Below are 18,342 nucleotides of genomic sequence, written 5' to 3' on the forward strand. Positions count from 1 at the left end.
GGCTATCGGTCGATCAAGCGGTTCATAGCAGCGACGACGTCGAAGAGTTTCGAGCTCCGATTCTTCTACTTCGCGTTTGCGTGTCTGCTGTACTCGATCTGGGGGCTGTCGATCTGCTCGTACAGGTCGAGTTGACTGGCGAGTATGAGCACTCACCGGTGATTACAGCGGACAACACGCTGACGCTGTTGAAGAAGGGGACAGGAATCGGGTAGTGAGGTACTCTGTTCGGGTTGGCGTGCCGTCTGAGTGGCTACGCTGCTGGAGATCTCGAAAATTCTCGTATATGGCTGGATACATCATAATAATGGCTGCTTGGAGAGCCATCTGGAGCGGTTTCCGCTGACCGAATAGGTCAAATTTACACATCACAGCCCTGCTAAACCCGCTGTAGTCTCAACTTCCAACTGTCAGTCCATCAGTCGGCTCTGTTGGGCCCCTATGCCGGGGGTCGGGAGCAGGCCGGAAATTCGGATGCGTTGAACGCCTTTCGCCAGTGCTTCGATCTTAAGGGCGCCCTGCTGGCCTATCTCTGTCGATGTGTGGCTTCGGTCTCGGTTTCCAGGGTAGTTCCCGATAGTGCCGGAGCACGCTCTCGGACTCTGCGGCTCCGGATCCGGCGGGTACAGCAACGCACTCAACGGTGCGGCGAAGGAGAGTGGAAGACGGGAACCGGGTCGGTTTGGCCCTGTTTAGTTCGAGGCGACGATTGGACCGTGGGTCCGTCAGTGGTCGTCCTCGCGCCACTTGTGGTCGCACTCTGTGCAGGTGAAAAAGCGCGTCTCGGACTCGTCGGCCGAGCGAATCTGCTTCATCTCGTAACGCGCCCGGTCGTGGCCGCACTCCGGACAGATGACGGTCGTGGTCGGGCCGATCTCGGAGTCGTCGACGTCGGACATATCGACGACCTCGCTCTCCTCGCGGGCGGCCGTCGATGTCATATGTGCTTCGTCGGCAGTGTCGCGGGGCGATTCGTTCCCGCAGTTGCCACAGACCCAGACGTCGCCGTCGGTCTTCATCATCGAGCCGCATTCGTCGCAGAACTCCATAGTAGGTCTACCCCTACGCAGAGGCTTGAGCGACTTAAGCCACCGGGATCGACGCGGGGGATGTTGAAACGGTTTTGTACTCGGGGACGAACGGGCGCTTGTGACCACCGATCCAGCCCTCTCCGAAGAGGAGATTGCACGCCTCGCCGACGTCGTCCGGTTGCAGCCCACAAAGAACAAAGAACTGCAGGACGCGTGGGGGATGGAGTCCGGCAGTGAAGTCCACCAATATCTCGAAGGCGAACTGAGCGACTACTACTACCGCGACGACAACAGTCTCATCCGGGCCACGCCCGAGGCTGCCGATCTGGTCGACGTCGAACCGGGGATCGAGGGAGGCGAAGAGAACGGCGGCGTCCCCTCGGTGATCCGCGTTCCCGAACTGGAATCACAGGTGTTCGCGGTCGTCGCTGGCCCCGAGGATCGCTCCGAGAGCGTCGTCAGTGTTCTGAACGGCATCCGCGGGGCGTTCAACGCCGACCCACCGGTCGAGGACGTCCGAGAAGCGCTCCAGAGTCTCCGACGGAAGGGCGTCGTCGAGGTGATCTACCGCACGGTTCCGACGTTCCGGCTGGCCGCGCAGCGCGAAGCGATCGACATCGAAGTCACCGACGACTGAGCGTCAGTCTCCGGCGTTCTCGTCGTCGTCTCCGTGACCGCCATTTTCGCGTTCCCGCTCGCGGAGCCACTCGCGCCGCCTTCGAAGCAGCCGCTGAATACCTTTTCCGGGACCGCCCTCGATCGGCCACCCGCGCGTCCGCCACGCCGGCGGTTCGGGTTCGAACGACGGACACGATCCGGCGCACTCGGCGGCGGTCTGAGAACGCTCTTTCGCCCCACAGTGCGGGAGCAGTGTGCGCCCGAAGCGGCGGAGTTCGAAGTGTCTGCAGTCCGGCCGCATCGTCTCGACGTAGGAGCGCCAACCGCGTCCGTAGGCGCGCTCTGCGAGCTCTAACCGACGGCGACGCCGCTCGTCGTCGCTGGCTGCTGCGGGGGGCGTCACGTCGCTCGGAAGCCACTCGACCGACGCCGACGCCCGCGTCGGCGCACTGCCGGAGAGTCCCTCGGCCCGTTCGCCGTCGATTGCGCCGTGACCGGCTGTCGCCCCGGTGGTGTCTGTCTGGTCGTCGTCGAACGAGAACGCTAAGATTCCGACGTCGACCGGGAGGTCTTCGAGCAGCGCCGGCTCAATGCGGTCGCCAGTGGCCTCCGTGGCGACCCAGACCTCGTCGGCCAGCCCGGTCTCGACGTCGTGTTTCAACTGTCCGGAGAGGGCTCGCGCTGCCGACGCGTCCAGATCGGGTTTGTTTTCGATGGCGACGATCCGGTGCAACCAGTCGGGGTACGGCGCGACGCGTCTGAGTTCGATCCGGTTGCCCCGGCGGCGGGTCTCGACGACGTCGCGGTCGGCCGCGCGGTGGACCGCAGCGCGAACGTAGCGCCACGGATAGCCCGGGTGCGGGAGCGCATCGCGGTACCACGACCACTCAGTGGGCGCGTTGCGAACGACGTGCAACAGGTCCGAATCCAGTTCGCGTGAGCCGAGGCGCTCGCGACGGGCGAGCGCCTCGGGATCACACTCGAGGACGACCGTGTCCCAGCGTCGCTGCTGCGTGCCGAGTTGCCGGGCGACGACCACCGCGCGGTTGCGGTCGCACGTCGGCGGCCACGATGTCTCCGCCCAACGGCAGACGGACAACTCGAATCCGAACTCCGCAGTTCCGGGAGACACGCTGCCTACGCGAGGTACGTTCCTTCCTCGCTCTCACCGCTCTCGGCGGCGAGTTGATCGAGGTACTCGTGGGCCTGCTCGAAGATCTCGCGGGGGCCGTCCTGCGTGATCGTGTTGAGCGCCTGTTCGTAGTCGCGCCACTGCAGGTCGCGGTGCTCGTTCGAGAGTTCCGCACTGGCCTCAAACGATCGTGCGATGAACAGGTGAACTGTCTTGTGGATCGTCTTCCCGTTCGCCTCGAAGACGTAGTCGTACTCCTCGCGGAACCCGTCGATGAGACGGAAATCCTCGATTCCCGCCTCCTCTTTCACTTCCCTGATGGCCGTCTGCTGGAGTTCCTCTTCGCCCTCGACCCCGCCTTTGGGGAACTCCCAGTCCCCCGGCCGGCTCTTCAGGAGCAAATACTCCCGTTCGCCGCGGGTATCGCGGAAGAGGATGGCTCCGGCGCTTACCGCTTCCACTGTCATTAGGTGGATAAACCGGGTATGGAGTTAAGAGACTATCGGACGTCCGAGGCCGGCAGACACCGTCGGAACCCCGAACTCGCCTGCTGGGCGGGTCGGTCTCTGCGACGCCCTATAACCCACCCATATGGGCGGAGGCGTCCGATGAATGTGTTTTTACGCCTCGGCGTCGATGATTTGGTAACTTAGCCTCACTATGACTTTCGTCACGAAACTACGCTTCCAGTCGGGCAACCGATACGAACTGGAGTCCGCGGTCTCCGATATCAAGTCGATGATCGAACGCAAGGGCGCAGAGTGCAAGGGCCCACACGCCGACCCTCCAGAGCGAATCGCCGTCCCGCAGTACCGACGACTCCAGCCCGGCGACGAGTTCTCGTCGTGGGACTACACGGTGTACTCCCGACGGCTGGAGATCCACGGCAACGACCACATCGCCCGCGAGATTGGCCATATGGAGTTCCCGGAGAGCCTCCACATCGAGATCGAGGTCGAGCACAAGAAGCCGCTCGGTCACCGCCGCGACTGAGTTGGCCTATCCGGTCGGTCGCCCGAACTGAGTTTATTCCGTTTCCCGGTTGTCCCGCCCCAAGCAGCCATCGAGTCCGCGCTCTCACTCGGCCTCTTCGAGGACGTCGACGACCCGAGCGGTTCCGCGATGGATGCGCTCGTCGAAGGACTCGACCTCGATCTGCACCTGCGCGTCGAGCAGCGACGGGTCGGCGTCGGGGAGTTCCAGCACCGTGTCACCGACGCGGACGAGGAGGCCGTCGTCGCCACGGCCGGTCACGAACGCCGGGACCTCGTCGCCGACCTCGAACGACGGCGTCGACGTGCGGAAGGTGAGGCCGGCGATCAGTTTCCCGAAGCGGCTCATACGCGACTCACCTCCCCACTCGCACGGTCGGAGACGTACTCACGGCCGTAGCCAGTCCACGCTGCCAGCAGGAAGACGGCGACCAGGAACCACCCGTGGAAGACGAACGGAAAGACCGACGCGGGGTTGACGACCATCGCCTGCGTGAACCACTCGTACTGCTCGGGAAGTCGCTGCATCGCCGAGAACCCTGCGAGCAGGCCGCCACCCCACGGGAAGATGTAGCCCAGCGCCGACGTGTTGGCGTCGAGGATGTTCGCCCGGCGGTAGCCGTTGATGTTGAATCGCCGGCCGAGCGTCCGGATGTACGGCGCAATCGCGATCTCTGCGGCGGTGTTGATCGTGATCATCGCGTTGACGATCGCCGTTCCGAGCACCATCGTCGTCTCGGCGCTGCGAACCGTCGTCGCGACGCGATCCAGCAGGAACTCCTGGATCGCCTCGAAGCCGCCGCCGCGCTGCATCACCTGCGCGGCCGCGACGATCAGGAGCACGAGCACGATCAGCGGGAAGAAGCCGACCGCGCCCGTGTAGAGGCTCCCCGAGACCGCCGCGTTACCCGGATTGACGGGCACCACGAGCGCGCCGAAGAGCGGGACCGCATCGAGCGACTGCACGATTCCCGACGTACGGGGGGCCTCGAAGGCGAGAATCGCGGATGCCTCCGCGAGGCCGAGCACGAGATTGAGCGCCACCGAGAGGACGATCCCCCACGAGATGGCTTCGACGATGTGGCGGCCCCGGACCGCAGTGACGATCACGACGCCGATCGAGAGCAGGTGGACTAATCCGAGCGCGGTCCCCGCCCCCCCGGCGCTCCCGACGTCGATAGGTACTCCGTGCATCGCCTGTCCAGCGAACAGGTACGCCACGAACGCGAACACGGCCGCGACGATCGCGTATTTAAATCGTGAGGCGACGACGCCCCCGATGTCGGCGTTCTGTGTCACTGCGGAGACGATCGTGGTGTCGCTGACGGGCGCGAGGTTGTCACCGAAGACCGCGCCGGAGAGAATCGCGCCGAACAGGAGCACGGGAGAGGCCCCGAGCGCGACGCCCGCAGGGAAGACCAGGGCGGTGAACGCGATGGCGGTGCCGTACCCGGTGCCGATTCCCGTCGCCAAAAGCGCCGCGAGAACGAAGGTGACGGCGGGAAACAGTGCCGCGCCTACCTGTAAGGCGTCGGCGGCCCAGACGAGACCGTCGACGAACCCGCCGGCCTGGATCGTCTCGGCGAACATCCCGGCCCACAACCAGGCGACGATCGCCGTCGCGGCGACTCGCTGCGTCATTCCGTCGAAGAGGACGTCCGCGTAGGTCTTCCAGGCCCCGCGGACGAAGAACATCCCGACGATCAGGCCGACCAGAATTCCCACGATGAGGCCGCTCGTGTCGCCGATGCCGAGGAGTCCGCTCTGGACGACGGCCCAGAAAATAAAGAATGCGATCGGGATCGCGCTTGCGGCGCGACCACCGTAGAATCGAAGTACCGAGGACTGGTCGCTCGTTTCACTCATCGCGCGAAGGATCTCGATCCCAACCGATAAACCGACCGATACCACGCCGGAGTGCCTGAGAATAACACTCTCGGACGCCTGCCAGTGACCGCACAGATTCCCGGGGCGGAATCCGCCGTGGCCGACGCGACTTTATTCGGCGACCGCTCAGAAGAGGGTATGACCGCCGCCGACCTCGTCGAGTTCCGCCGCGACCTGCACCGGCATCCCGAACCCGCCTGGCGCGAGTTCTACACCACCGCTCGGATCGTCGACGAGCTGGAGACACGCGGCATCGACGCGCTGTACGTCGGGAGTGAGGTACTCGCCGCAGATCGAACGGGCGTCCCGGACGAGGACGAACTCGACGTCTGGCGCGAGCGCGCTCGCGACGCCGGCGCTCGCGAAGACATCCTCAGTCGTCTGGACGGGGGCCAGACGGGTGCGATCGCGGTCGCAGAGCGGGGCGACGGACCGACCGTCGGACTCCGAGTCGACATCGACGCGCTCCCGATCACCGAATCCGACGACGAGGCACACGCCCCCGCCGAGGCGGGCTTCCGCTCAGAGAACGAGGGATATATGCACGCCTGCGGCCACGATGCTCACGCGACAATCGGACTCGGCGTGCTCGATTTGATCCTGGAGAGTGACTTCGAGGGCACCCTGAAGGTGTTCTTCCAGCCCGGCGAGGAGCGGATCGTCGGCGGCGAGCCGATGGCGAACTCCGGTCACCTCGACGACGTAGACTACCTGCTGGCCGTGCACGTCGGCCTCGATCACCCGTCCGGCGAGGTCGTCGCCGGGATCGACGGCTTCCTCGCCGTCTCGCAGTTCGCAGCCGAGTTCAGCGGCTCGCCGGCGCACGCCGGCGCGCGTCCCGAAGCCGGCGACAACGCGATGCAGGCGGCCGCGGCCGCAGTCGAGAATCTCTATGGGATCCCGCGGCACGGCGACGGCCCGACCCGGGTCAACGTCGGCGTGATCGAGGGCGGCACCGCGACGAACATCGTTCCGGAACAGGTCAGAATCGAGGGCGAGGTGCGCGGTGAGACCACGGAACTGATGGAGTATATGGACGCGAAGGCCGATCGAGTTCTCGACGCCGCGGCCGAGATGCACGGCTGTACGGTCGAGCGGACACCTGCCGGACGAGCCCCCTCCGCCGAGAGCGACCCCGAACTCCGCGACCTCGTCTCGGAGATCGCAGGCCAGACGGCCGGGGTGACCTCTGTCGTCGAGAACGATCATCTGGGTGGGAGCGAGGACGCGACGTACCTGATGCGCCGCGTGCAGGAACACGGTGGGAAGGCCGCGTACGTCGGGGTCGGGACGGATCACCCGGGCGGCCACCACACCGAAACGTTCGACGTCGACGAGTCGAGCATCGGCGTCGGGATCGACGTCCTCGAGCGCGCCATCGTCGCGCTCGGCGAGCGATCGGACTGACCTCGAAGCGGCAGCCCCCCCGGTCGCGAGCGGGTGACAGACGCGAGTGGACCTCCGGAAACTATTTTATCTGGATTCGGTGATACACACAGGGATGAACAGTCGCACTATCGACGTGGTGACCGATTGGGAGACGGTCGCCGCGCCGGACGGATACGAAGGGCTCCACCAACTTGCCGATTCGGAGTTCAGCGGGGCCGTCTCCGCCGGGACGACGTGGGCCTTCTTCCTGAACGGCCGCGTCGTCGGGGTGTTCGAGGGAAAAATCGTGGACTTCGAGGACGCACAGCTCACCGCGTACCGCGCCGCCGACCCCAGCCTGCCACTGCTCTTTTCGATGCAGGAACGCGGCGGAGAGACGCGGGCGAACTACTACACTAACAAGACGCCGCTCACCGACGTGGACCAGACGCTGTCGAGCGGCGGATTCACCGGCTACGTCGAACTCTCGGAGAACGTGCTCTCGGGCGACTACTACGTCGTCTACCACGGCGGGAAGTCGATGAGCGCCGCCTTCGTGGGCACGTCCGACCGGCTCCTCACCGGCGACGAGGCGTTCGAGCGCGCCGACGACGAGGTCGGGATCTACGAGGTCAAGGACGTCGACGTCGAACTCGTCGACATCCCAGAACTTCCGAACCCGGAGCCTGAACCCGCCGCCGACGCGTCCGAGGACGACGCGAGCGCCGAGGCGGAGGTGGCACCGTCCGACGACGCCGAAGAAGCGGAAGCCGCAGACGCCCAGACCTCCGAGCACGTCACCGAACCGGCACACGGGTCCGAGGCCGACAGCGACGTGGGCGCGCAGGAGGATGACGACTCCGAAGGAGCTTTTGAGACCACCGATCAACCCGAATCTCCCGGCCCCGACGACGAGGGTGCCACGGCAGAAGACCCGGTGACCGCCGACACCACCGAGGGGTCGGCCGGGGACGCAGATCCGGCAACCGAGGCCGAGACGGTGACAGCCACGACCCGGGCGTCGACAGCAGCCGATTCCGAGGCCGCCGACCCAATCGCCCCGGACGAACCCGAGCCGGACCAGACGGATCCGGCCGCAGCCAGCCCGAGCGAGCCACAGACGGACGCCGCCGCCAACGAATCGGCAGCGGCGGACGAAGACGACGTGGACGGCGTCTTCTCTGACGAGGCGCGCTGGCGAGAGGCGCGCACGATCCCGTCGCTGGATCCGAGTGAGTCGAGCGGCGAGGCCCGTGCGCAGGATGACGGCGTGGACGCCGAGCGGGATTCGGGCCGCGAGGCCGCCACCACGCAGATGAAACAGCGCCAGCAATCGGAGCGGACACGGGACCGTGCGGCGTCCAATCGGGAGGGGCGGCACAGTCGCGACCGATCCGAGCCCGACGAGTCGTCTGAGGCCACCCGTCTCCGGAACCGGCTCTCGAGAGCGCGTGAGCGGCTCGATGCACTCGAGACAGAGCGCGATGAACTCGCGGCGACCCGCGATCAACAGCAAAACCGCATCAGCGAACTGGAAGCCGAACTCGACGAGCAGCGGACCCGCGTCTCGGACCTCGAAGCCGAGCGCGATGAACTACGGGACGAGGTCGAACGGCTGGAGGCCGAACTGGAGAGCGCTGCTGAGACGGACGAGGCCGACGCGACGACCGAGACGATGTCGCCTAAGCGCGCCCTCGCTGGAACGAACCTCTTCGTTCGATACGACCGCAAGAGCGAGGCCACGCTCAAGCACGCCCACGACGGCAAGTCGAGCCGCGAGGACGTCAGCGCCAACCTCCGACTCGAACATCACACCACCTTCGAGTCCGAGCATCTCGCGGTCGACGGTCGCCCCTACGAGGAATTCCTCCGGGATACGACCGAGTATTCGTTCGCCGAGTGGGTCGTGACCGACCTGCTCTATGAGATCGGCGAGACGGGCAACCGCTCCGCACTCGGCGGTGTCTTCGACGCGATTCCGGAGATCGACCGGATCGAACTCGACGGGTCCGTGGGGTTCGATACCCCAGACGGCGTCGAGCAGCGGAACTTCGACGTGATCTTCCGGGACAAGATGGGCGATCCCCTCTTCGTCGCCGACATCAACACCTCGCGAAACGCGACCACGGAGTCGATGGTCGGGTCGCTCGTGAAGAATGCCGGAAGGGTCGCTGAAAACGAGGAGTCGCTCGCCTCGGGGTTCTACGTCACCGAGTCGTTCTACGAACCGGGCGCGTTGGAGGCAGTCGCGGAAGCCACTGGCGGAGGGTTGTTGTCGCGGTCGAACAAACTCTCGTACGTCAAGCAGTCACGGAAGCGCGGCTATCATCTCTGTTTGGTCGAGGCGCGAAAGGGCGAGTTCCACCTGAACGTCCCGGACCTGTAGCGACAGAGACGAAGCGTCTATATCGTTCAGCTCTCGACTTCGACGGCTTCTTCGATCTTCATATCGTCGAGTTTGTCGACGATCTGATCGAGTTTCTCGTCGAGTTCGTCGACGAACTCGGCCGTCTGCTCGGTCGTGATGGCGCCCTGACTGGACGGCTCGATGAGGTTCTCTTCCTCGAGGACGCGAAGCGAATAGCGAACCTTGTGATGGGGGTATCCGGTCTCGTTCGACATCTTGACGATGCCGATTGGCTCGCTCTCAATGACCATTCTCAGGACCTGTAAGTGGCGTTCAAGCATATCCACTTCTTTTTCGAGTCGGTCTATCATGTCATCTGTTAACTTGTCTGGTCGGGATTTAAACCTTGCCCTCCTGACGACGAACCGCGAGACAGCAGACAGGTTTGATTTTGACGGTAGACGTAATTAATCTTGTTACCGCGAAACGTAGCCGGCCTTTTGAATGCCCTGTCGAGACGTAGCCAGCACTGGACCGTGGCGCAATCGGGACGGAGCGGCGGGTCGTTGCACCTCGCGAGCGTCCGCACCGGTGCGGGACGGACCGTAATGGGTTTCACGGCCGGCGCAGAAGCGCCACGTATGACCGTCACGATTGTCGGCTCCCAACTGGGAGACGAGGGCAAGGGTGCGCTCGTCGACCTGTGGGGAGGCGACGCCGACGTGGTCGCCCGGTATCAGGGCGGCGACAACGCCGGCCACACCGTCGTCGAAGACGGCGACGAATACAAGCTATCGCTAGTCCCGAGCGGAGCCGTCCGCGACAAGGTCGGCGTCCTCGGGAACGGCTGTGTCGTCAACCCGAAGACGCTATTCTCGGAGATCGACGAGTTGCGCGACCGTGGGCTCGACCCCGACGTCCGGGTGGCTCGGCGCGCCCACGTCATTATGCCGTATCACCGCGTTCTCGATGGAATCGAAGAGGAGGCGAAGTCGGACTCTGATCTCGACGCCGGCACGACCGGTCGCGGCATCGGCCCGACGTACGAGGACAAAGCAGGCCGTCGCGGCATCCGGATCGGTGACCTCCTCGATCCCGAGGTGCTTCGTGATCGGCTGGAGTACGTGGTTCCGCAGAAGCGCGCGCTCGCCGAGGACGTCTTCGGGATCCAGGCTGGCGAAGCGTTCGATATCGACGCCATCTACGAGGAGTACCGAGCGATCGGCGAGCGCCTCGAGCGGGAGTCGATGACGGTCAATGCGGGAGCGTTCCTCGCGTCGCACGTCGATGCCGGCGAGAGCGTGCTGTTCGAGGGTGCACAGGGGACCTCAATCGATATCGATCACGGAATCTACCCCTACGTGACCTCCTCGAATCCGACCGCCGGCGGCGCGGCTACCGGCACCGGTGTCGGGCCGACCGTCGTCGGCCGCGGCGAGGTCGTCGGTATCGTGAAGGCGTACCTCTCGCGCGTCGGCACGGGGCCGCTTCCGACAGAACTGACCGGTGACGACGAGGACCTGGCGGATTGCATCCGTGAGAAGGGTGGCGAGTTCGGTACCGTTACCGGCCGGCCCCGGCGCATCGGTTGGCTGGACGTGCCGATGCTGCGCCACGCCGCCCGTGCAAACGGGATCACCAGCCTCGCAGTCAACCACATCGACGTGCTCGCCGGCCTCGACGAGGTGAAGGTGGGCCACTCCTACGATCTTGACGGCGAGGAGCTCCTGTCGATGCCCGCGACGACCGAGCGCTGGGGTCGCTGTGAGCCGAATCTCCGCGAGTTCGAGCCGTGGCCGGAGGTCGACTGGGCCGCAGTCGCCGCCGAGGGGTACGAGTCGATCCCCGAGAACGCACGCGAGTACCTCGATTACCTCGTCGAGGAGGTCGGTGCCCCCATCTACGCCGTCGGCGTCGGTCCCGACCGCGCCCAAACAATCGAACTGCAGAACCCCTTCGAGCAGTAGGGCGAACAGCCGGCACACCCGTTCTCGAACCGACCCCGCGTCGACGTGCCGGACAATCGCGACCCGACGCGGGGCGTCTCTCAGATCACAGCGTCGGTGGTCCCGTCTTCGGTAATAAACCCCCGGCGTAGTCATCGGGAACCCGTAGTCTTTTCACCGCCGCTCGCCACTTATCGATCGATGAAAGAGTCACTGATGGACATCCTCTGTGACCCCCTCGACAAGAGCGACCTCGAACTCGAAGTCGACGAACGCGACGGCGACGAGATCATCGAGGGGCGGCTGATTGGGACCGTCACAGGCGAAGTCTACCCCATCGAAGACGGGATTCCGAACCTCCTGCCGCCGGATATGCGCGACGAAGATTGACCGGGGTCCCCGTCCTTTGGCGCTGTATCGACATCGTCTCACGGCAGCAGAATCGATAGTTACCGCTCGTCGCGGCCACGAGAGGGCGGACTCGGGTCCCGCCCACCTGAACGCTTTTACTCGTCCGTGACCAGTATTCGTCTGTGATAACGTCACTTCGGGTGGAACTGAACGAGGGGTCAGTCCACGCGATAGATGCGCCCGCAGAGGCGACCGTCAGCGGGCCGTTCCACGTCGTCTTGGAGAACTATGGCGGACCGGTCCACGTGTATCTTCACTTCGACGACGACCTCTCGACAGTCGCGCGGATCGAAGAACCGAACCACTACGTCGAGGGCGGCGACACCAACCGGGTTCCGGTCGGCGTAGTGACAAACCGCGCACCGGCGAGTGGAGAACTCGAGATCGTCTCGGGGTACGGCGCGGAGTCAGCTCGCGTCGACGTCACTATCGAGGAGGACGATCCGGCCACTGCCGACACTCACACTGCGGGGGCGGCCACCGACGAAGCCGAGGGTATACCCGCCACCACGACCAGGGGAAGCGGCGGGACCGTGAGCCGAAATGGCAGTCGACGCGCACGTCGGCGCTCACGCTCGGGAGGGTCCGCCCGCGCGACAGCGACATTTTTCGACGACACGGCCTCGACACTGATCGCTCAGGCCGGCCTCGACTCTCGGGAAGGACTGGCGTTCCTCGGCGTGGTCGTGATCGCGCTCGCCGTCGGACTCGCCGTGATCACCGCGGTCGGCGAGATACTGCTCTCGATTCTCACCGTGGCGATCGTCACGGTGGCCGTCGCAGTCGCAGGGTGGCTCCTCGTGGATTGAACACGCCCCGGCGGCCCGCTTACTGGAGGTAAGAAGGGTCTTCGGCGCTGCAGTTCTCCTCGTGGGTTTTCGCTTCCACCTCGTCTTCGAGGAGCAGTCCGCACTCTTCGCACTCGTACCACGTGTGACCGTCTCGCTCGACGGTGGTAACCATACTCGCCGAGAGGGTGGCGTTCGGCAAAACGCTTCCCCCGCGGGCAAGACAAAAGACCGACCGTCCCGAACCGTCCGTATGAACGCGGAGGAAGGCCTCGAACTCGTCGTTCGGGGCGCCGAAAAGCGGGACGCCGGCCGTGGGATCGCGCGACTCCCCGAGGCGGCGCGACGGCGACTGGGCGTACTTAGTGGCGATACTATCGTAGTCGAGGCCGAGCGCGAGACCGTCGCGAAGGTGTGGCCGGCGGGTGGCGGCGTAGCGGAGAACGTCGTCCTCGTTGACGCCGACACGCGGACGAACGCGGGCGCGAAGATCGACGGGACCGTCCAGGTTCGCAAGGTCGACGTCGACGAAGCCCGGTCGGTGACGCTGTCGATGCCGGACGACGTGGCCTTCGAGGACGACGACCGCGCCGTCGAACTCATCAAACGCGCGATCCGAGACCGGCCGATCCAGCCCGGTGGCCAGATCCACTTCGAGTCGCTGAGCGAGTCGCCGTTCGTCGTGAGCGAGACGGCGCCCGAGGGTCGGGTCCGGGTGACCGACGCCACGAGACTCCGTCTCGAGCGGGACGGGACGCTGAGTCGCGTCGTGTCGGCGGTCGCGGGGAGCGATCGCAGCGGCAACGTCACCGGTGACTCGGGCGGATCGGTCACTGACGGGGACGCTGGCGACGAGGCCGACAGATCAGGGCCGGGGCCGACAGTCACCTACGAGGACATCGGCGGCCTCGACGAGGAGTTGGATCTCGTCCGCGAGATGATCGAGCTTCCGCTCTCAGAACCAGAGGTGTTCGCCCACCTCGGGATCGACCCGCCGAAGGGCGTGTTGCTCCACGGACCGCCGGGGACGGGCAAGACCCTGATTGCGAAGGCCGTCGCCAACGAGGTCGAGGCGACCTTCGTCGACGTCTCCGGGCCGGAGATTATGTCGAAATATAAGGGCGAGTCCGAGGAGAAACTCCGCGAGAAGTTCCAGACGGCCGGAGAGAACACGCCGGCGATCGTCTTCTTCGACGAGATCGACTCGATCGCGGGGAAGCGAGACGACGGCGGCGACGTGGAGAATCGGGTCGTCGGCCAGTTACTCTCGCTGATGGACGGACTGGACGCCCGCGGCGACGTGGTCGTCATCGGCGCGACCAACCGCGTCGACACGCTCGATCCGGCGCTCCGGCGAGGTGGTCGCTTCGACCGTGAGATCGAGATCGGTGTGCCGAACGAACAGGGCCGACGGGAGATCCTCGAGGTTCACACCCGGCGGATGCCGCTCGCCGACGATGTCGACGTCGAGCGCCTGGCGAGTCGGACCCACGGCTTCGTCGGGGCGGACCTGGAGTCGCTGACGACGGAGGCTGCGATGAACGCCCTCCGTCGCGGGCGGAAAGAGCGAGTCGACGTGCCCATCACGGGCTTGCAGATCACGCGCGCCGACGTCGAGGCCGCGATGGCTGCGGTCGAACCCTCGGCGATGCGAGAGTATGTCGCCGAATCGCCCACAACGACGTTCGACGACGTCGGCGGTCTCGATGAGGCAAAACAGACGCTCGAACGCGCCGTGACGTGGCCGCTGACCTACGGGCCACTGTTCGAGGCGGCGAAGACCGACCCGCCGACAGGAGTGCTTCTCCACGGCCCACCGGGAACAGGCAAGACGATGCTCGCGCGGGCCATCGCCGGTGAGAGCGGCGTCAACTTCGTGCAGGTGGCGGGCCCCGAGCTACTGGATCGCTACGTCGGCGAGTCGGAGAAGGCCGTCCGAGAGGTGTTCGAGCGCGCGAGACAGGCTGCGCCGGCCATCGTCTTCTTTGACGAGATTGACGCCGTCGCAACCGACCGCGACGCGGCGGGCGGCGACTCCGGCGTCGGCGAGCGCGTGGTTTCACAACTCCTGACCGAACTCGACCGACTGGCCGACCATCCCAACCTCGTCGCACTCGCGGCGACAAACCGGAAGGCGGCGCTCGACCCCGCGTTACTCCGCCCCGGTCGCCTGGAATCGCACGTGGAGGTGCCCGCCCCCGACCGTACCGCCAGACGAGAGATCATCGACGTGCACCTCGACGGCAAACCGCTCGCCGACGGCGTCGACCGCGACGGCATCGCGAAGGAGTTAGAGGGCTACTCGGGCGCGGACGTCGCCGCCGTGGTCCGCGAGGCGGCGATGCGCGCAATCGAGGATATCGCAGGGGCCTACGAGGGAGCCGCCGCGAACGAGCACGCTGACGAGATACGGCTCGAACGCAGGCACTTCGAGGCAGCCATCGACGCCGTCGACCCGTCCGGGCAAGCGTGATCAGTCAGCGGGGCGGGGCCGGAGCGAGCGGACTTCAGGGACGCGCAGGGCAGACGGCCGCCCGTCAGTCCCAGAACGACTGCGTCCGGGCGTACTGCCGCTCCTGTTCGAGGATGTCGCGGTAGAAGTCGGCCTCGTCCTCGCGGAGTTTCGCGATGATCCGGGCGGCGGTCTGCGGTCCGACGCCGCGCGCCGCCAACGCGATGACGGCCTGTTTACCGTGACTCTGGACCAGGCTCGCTGACCGGTACGCGCGCTCGACCAGTCGCTCGCGCTCGTCGTCGCGGTCGGCGGCGTCGGCACGAACTGCCGCCACGGTCTCTTCGTCCCAGGGGTTCAGACAGGCGATACGAGTCGCCCCACACTCGGGACACTCGGGCTGGTCGCGGACGCGACGCACCTTCGTCTTGTGCTCCCAGTCGGTGCAGTGCAGACACAGCAGCCGAACGCGGTCGTTCCGGATTCGCTCTTTGACTGCCTCGATGACGCTTGCGTCGGCGTTCTCGGGGACCAACAGTTCGCGGCCGCTAGAGCGGCCGCCCGTTCCGATCGGCGTCCGCTCGCGAGCAGTTTCGAGCGCGACTGCGTCGCCCTGCAGCCCCGCGAGGAGGTCGGCCGCCGCCTCGACAGCGAGATCCACGTGGAACACCTCGCGGACGGCCTCGTCGTACACGGGGGTGTCTTCGAGCGCGGCCAGTAGTCGGTCGGCGCCGAAGCGGTCTCGGCCCTGATATCGTTTGAGTGCGCCGAACTTCGCGGCGACCTGTGCGAGCGTGAACTTCAGCGCGTCCGAGTTCTTCAGCGCGAGTTCGAGAACGGCCTCGACGTGCCCGGGGTCGGTCGTCTCTAGCACGTCCGTCACGTCAGTGACCGACGCGCGGGTCGACACCTCGAGTTCGATCCGGTAAGGAGAGACCTCCATCCCGACCGAGGAGCCGGTGCGCTGGCCGACGAGTGCGGCGAGTACCCGTCCCAGCGTCTCGTTGACCCGGTGGCCGTAACAACTGTTCAGGACGACCGTCCGGGCCCGGCCCTCGGCGACGAGCCGATCGGCAGTCGGGACCGGGAGACCGGCGTCGATCTGGCGCTCGATCGGCTCCAGCGCTGCCGCGAGTGTGTCGGAATCAGTCGGATAGCGGTGCCTGAGGTCGCGAGCGACCGACTCGCGGGAGGCACCGCGCTCGAACTGCTCGGCGGCGACGCCGCGGATCTTGCCGACCTCGTTGGCGACGTGTTGCGGGACCGGGATCTCCGAGCCGGTCCAGGAAGGGACCTCGCCGCTGGGGTCCTCGATCGGGGTGACGTTCACTCGCGACTCCTCGTCGTCGATGTCGTTGATGCGCCACATCTCGCCGCGCTGGATGAACGCGGCCCCAGGTTCGGCGAAGTTGACCACGAAGCGTTCGTCGAGCGTGCCGATCTGCCCGCGCGAAGAGATATCGTGGACCTCGTAGGTCTCCTCGTCGGGAATCATCGAGAGGTTGGCGTAGAAGTACTGCCAGGTTCCGCTGGACTTCTCCAGCCGGTCGGCCTCCTCCTCTAACCAGAGGAGCCGGTTCTTCGAGAGTTCGCGGACCACCTGACGGAACGTCGCTTCGTCGAGGTCCGCGAAGGGATACGCCGCGGTCACGATCTGGTAGGCCCGTCGCGCCGACACATCGCCCTCGTCCATCACGACCCCGACGATCTGGTTGGCGACGGTGTCGAGACTAGCGTGGTGGATCCGCGCCGGTTCGACCTCGCCGGCCTCCGCTCGGCGGGCGATTGCGAGGGCTTCCAGGGTGTCGTCGGGTTCGGCGGTGACGAGCGTGCCGCGGGACACCTCGTCGCGGCGGTGACCCGCGCGGCCCACACGCTGGAGCAGGCGAGCGACCTCGCGCGGGCTGCCGTACTGGACGACGTGATCTACGCGGCCGACGTCGATGCCGAGTTCCATCGACGACGTGCAGACGAGCGCATCGAGGTCGCCGGTTTTGAACCGGTCTTCCACGTCAATCCGGACGTCCTTCGAGAGCGACCCGTGATGCACTTCGATGGGTTCACCGAGCGTCTTGAATCGGGAGCCGAGCGCCTCGGCGGTCTGTCGGGTATTGACAAATACCAGCGTCGACTCGTGTTCGCGGACGAGGTCACGGATGACCCGGACGTGGCTCGCAATCGCTTCGTCGGTCGCGAGTTTGCCGGCCAGGCGTTCGTCGGCCGCCGTTACCTCCGGGTGCGTGACCGTGAAGGAGACGTCGCTGCCGACGTCGACCTCGACGATCTCGAATCCCCTGTCGCCGGTGAGAAACTTCCCGACCTCCTCGGGGGAGCCGACCGTCGCCGAGAGCCCGATTCGCTGGAACGACCCTGCGAGCGCGCGGAGGCGCTCGAGCCCGACTGTCAGTTGCGCGCCGCGCTTTGCAGAGGCGAGTTCGTGGACCTCGTCGACGACGACGTGGCGAACGTCCGAGAGCGCGCGGCGGAGTTTCTTGCCCGTCAACATCGCCTGGAGCGTCTCCGGGGTCGTCACGAGCACGTCGGGGGGATCGTCGGCCTGCTTCCCGCGCTGGTACTGCGTCGTGTCTCCGTGGCGGACGTCGATCTCGATGTCGAGCGTCTCGCCCCACCACTCCAGCCGCTGTCGCATATCGCGATTCAGCGCGCGCAGCGGCGTGATGTAGAGCGCCGAGAGCCCCTGCCGCGACTCCTCGTCAGCGCGGACAATCGCGTCGAAGACAGGGAGCATCGCCGTCTCGGTCTTCCCGGTGCCAGTCGGTGCGATCACCAGCGCGTCTCTTCCGGCAGCGATGGGCGGAATCGCGCGGCGCTGTGGCTCGGTCGGTGTCTCGAACCCGCGCTCGGAGAGCGCGGATCGTACGGCGTCGCCGAGGGCCGTGAAGGCGTCTATTCCCCGCGCGGCAGTGCCGTCCGACATTGAATGTATTACCGGCGCGAGCGGATTAAGCGCAGCGTTCGGGCAGTGCCGATGTGCCAGCGTCTCACTCCAGAAAGGCTCTGTACCCGACGCCGACGGCCGCCACGAGCGCGCCGAGAATGAACGTTCCGGGGAGCGGAAGCGCGAACAACAGGACGCCAACGATCAGCACGATGGTGGACGTTCGCATATTCGGTTCTGTCTCCGAGGTTCAAAGAGACTGGCGCCAATAGGAACGACCGCGTCGCCGGCCTCGAGGTCCGAGGAGAGTGCAGTCGATTACACCTTTTGTGTCCCTGACGCAACGGCAGGTGTGAGTCCCCAGACCGCCTTTTAAAACGCCCTGTCAATGTACGGTCTCTTCTCGGTCGCGTCGGTCGCTGATTCGGTCCATCTCGGCGAGACGAGCACGGTCGTCAGCGCCGCCGCCGG

General features: G+C 65.8%; 17 protein-coding genes and 1 pseudogene. 9 read left to right on the forward strand and 9 right to left on the reverse strand.

The window, feature by feature from the left end; translation table 11 throughout:
* A pseudogene (locus tag ABEI27_RS04825) lies at nt 1-215 on the forward strand (transposase); the annotation flags it as partial.
* A 510-nt stretch (nt 216-725) separates the two neighbouring features.
* Here ABEI27_RS04825 and ABEI27_RS04830 read toward each other — a convergent pair.
* Nucleotides 726-1,049 carry a transcription factor S gene (locus tag ABEI27_RS04830; RefSeq protein ID WP_375798276.1) on the reverse strand — a complete coding sequence of 108 codons (324 nt, stop codon included), beginning with the start codon at nt 1,047-1,049 and terminating at the stop codon, nt 726-728.
* A gap of 100 nt (nt 1,050-1,149) precedes the next feature.
* Here ABEI27_RS04830 and ABEI27_RS04835 point away from each other — a divergent pair, with 100 nt between their 5' ends.
* Nucleotides 1,150-1,668, forward strand: a complete 519-nt coding sequence (locus ABEI27_RS04835; protein ID WP_375798277.1) for a DUF5797 family protein — start codon at nt 1,150-1,152, stop codon at nt 1,666-1,668.
* A gap of 3 nt (nt 1,669-1,671) precedes the next feature.
* On the opposite strand, the gene ABEI27_RS04840 is transcribed toward ABEI27_RS04835, so the two are convergent.
* Both ABEI27_RS04840 and ABEI27_RS04845 read right to left on the reverse strand, forming a co-directional pair.
* Nucleotides 1,672-2,781 (reverse strand): DUF5787 family protein, encoded by a 1,110-nt coding sequence (locus tag ABEI27_RS04840; protein WP_375798278.1) that lies wholly within the window; start codon nt 2,779-2,781, stop codon nt 1,672-1,674.
* 5 nt (nt 2,782-2,786) lie between these two features.
* Nucleotides 2,787-3,248, reverse strand: coding sequence for a bis(5'-nucleosyl)-tetraphosphatase (locus ABEI27_RS04845; RefSeq protein WP_375798279.1), 462 nt, complete (start codon nt 3,246-3,248; stop codon nt 2,787-2,789).
* A 193-nt stretch (nt 3,249-3,441) separates the two neighbouring features.
* Here ABEI27_RS04845 and ABEI27_RS04850 point away from each other — a divergent pair, with 193 nt between their 5' ends.
* The gene (locus tag ABEI27_RS04850; RefSeq protein ID WP_375798280.1) at nt 3,442-3,774 is read left to right on the forward strand and encodes a 30S ribosomal protein S10; all 333 of its coding nucleotides are present in this window, start codon (nt 3,442-3,444) and stop codon (nt 3,772-3,774) included.
* A gap of 84 nt (nt 3,775-3,858) precedes the next feature.
* On the opposite strand, the gene ABEI27_RS04855 is transcribed toward ABEI27_RS04850, so the two are convergent.
* Together ABEI27_RS04855 and ABEI27_RS04860 are read right to left on the reverse strand one after the other, a co-directional pair.
* The gene (locus ABEI27_RS04855; RefSeq protein WP_375798281.1) at nt 3,859-4,122 is read right to left on the reverse strand and encodes a hypothetical protein; all 264 of its coding nucleotides are present in this window, start codon (nt 4,120-4,122) and stop codon (nt 3,859-3,861) included.
* Nucleotides 4,119-5,639, reverse strand: coding sequence for a Na+/H+ antiporter NhaC family protein (locus ABEI27_RS04860; protein WP_375798282.1), 1,521 nt, complete (start codon nt 5,637-5,639; stop codon nt 4,119-4,121). Before ABEI27_RS04860 ends, ABEI27_RS04855 begins: the two co-directional genes overlap by 4 nt.
* Nucleotides 5,640-5,798: 159 nt before the next feature.
* Between ABEI27_RS04860 and ABEI27_RS04865 the strand changes: the two genes are divergently transcribed.
* A complete protein-coding gene (locus tag ABEI27_RS04865; RefSeq protein ID WP_375798442.1) occupies nt 5,799-7,067 on the forward strand; it encodes an amidohydrolase in 1,269 nt (422 codons plus the stop codon).
* A 94-nt stretch (nt 7,068-7,161) separates the two neighbouring features.
* Nucleotides 7,162-9,414, forward strand: a complete 2,253-nt coding sequence (locus ABEI27_RS04870; protein ID WP_375798283.1) for a hypothetical protein — start codon at nt 7,162-7,164, stop codon at nt 9,412-9,414.
* A 26-nt stretch (nt 9,415-9,440) separates the two neighbouring features.
* Here the strand turns inward: ABEI27_RS04870 and ABEI27_RS04875 are convergent, their stop codons facing one another.
* The gene (locus tag ABEI27_RS04875; RefSeq protein ID WP_375798284.1) at nt 9,441-9,746 is read right to left on the reverse strand and encodes a hypothetical protein; all 306 of its coding nucleotides are present in this window, start codon (nt 9,744-9,746) and stop codon (nt 9,441-9,443) included.
* A 270-nt stretch (nt 9,747-10,016) separates the two neighbouring features.
* Between ABEI27_RS04875 and ABEI27_RS04880 the strand changes: the two genes are divergently transcribed.
* The 3 genes from ABEI27_RS04880 (at nt 10,017) to ABEI27_RS04890 (ending at nt 12,541) form a co-directional block, all read left to right on the forward strand.
* Nucleotides 10,017-11,342, forward strand: a complete 1,326-nt coding sequence (locus ABEI27_RS04880) for an adenylosuccinate synthase (protein WP_375798285.1) — start codon at nt 10,017-10,019, stop codon at nt 11,340-11,342.
* A gap of 180 nt (nt 11,343-11,522) precedes the next feature.
* Entirely contained in the window at nt 11,523-11,711 is a 189-nt protein-coding gene (locus tag ABEI27_RS04885) for a methytransferase partner Trm112 (protein ID WP_089767601.1), read from the forward strand.
* A gap of 143 nt (nt 11,712-11,854) precedes the next feature.
* Nucleotides 11,855-12,541 (forward strand): hypothetical protein, encoded by a 687-nt coding sequence (locus tag ABEI27_RS04890; protein ID WP_375798286.1) that lies wholly within the window; start codon nt 11,855-11,857, stop codon nt 12,539-12,541.
* A 19-nt stretch (nt 12,542-12,560) separates the two neighbouring features.
* On the opposite strand, the gene ABEI27_RS04895 is transcribed toward ABEI27_RS04890, so the two are convergent.
* Entirely contained in the window at nt 12,561-12,695 is a 135-nt protein-coding gene (locus tag ABEI27_RS04895) for a hypothetical protein (protein ID WP_375798287.1), read from the reverse strand.
* Between the two features lie 78 nt (nt 12,696-12,773).
* On the opposite strand from ABEI27_RS04895, the gene ABEI27_RS04900 reads away from it, so the two are divergent.
* Nucleotides 12,774-14,993, forward strand: a complete 2,220-nt coding sequence (locus ABEI27_RS04900) for an AAA family ATPase (RefSeq protein WP_375798288.1) — start codon at nt 12,774-12,776, stop codon at nt 14,991-14,993.
* Nucleotides 14,994-15,057: 64 nt separating this feature from the next.
* Here the strand turns inward: ABEI27_RS04900 and ABEI27_RS04905 are convergent, their stop codons facing one another.
* Both ABEI27_RS04905 and ABEI27_RS04910 read right to left on the reverse strand, forming a co-directional pair.
* Nucleotides 15,058-17,910 (reverse strand): DEAD/DEAH box helicase, encoded by a 2,853-nt coding sequence (locus ABEI27_RS04905; RefSeq protein WP_375798289.1) that lies wholly within the window; start codon nt 17,908-17,910, stop codon nt 15,058-15,060.
* A gap of 64 nt (nt 17,911-17,974) precedes the next feature.
* Nucleotides 17,975-18,100 carry a hypothetical protein gene (locus ABEI27_RS04910; protein ID WP_375798290.1) on the reverse strand — a complete coding sequence of 42 codons (126 nt, stop codon included), beginning with the start codon at nt 18,098-18,100 and terminating at the stop codon, nt 17,975-17,977.
* Nucleotides 18,101-18,342: the final 242 nt, after the last annotated feature.

Source organism: Halobellus sp., from assembly GCF_042218505.1.
In the GTDB taxonomy this organism is placed as follows: Archaea; Halobacteriota; Halobacteria; order Halobacteriales; family Haloferacaceae; genus Haloquadratum.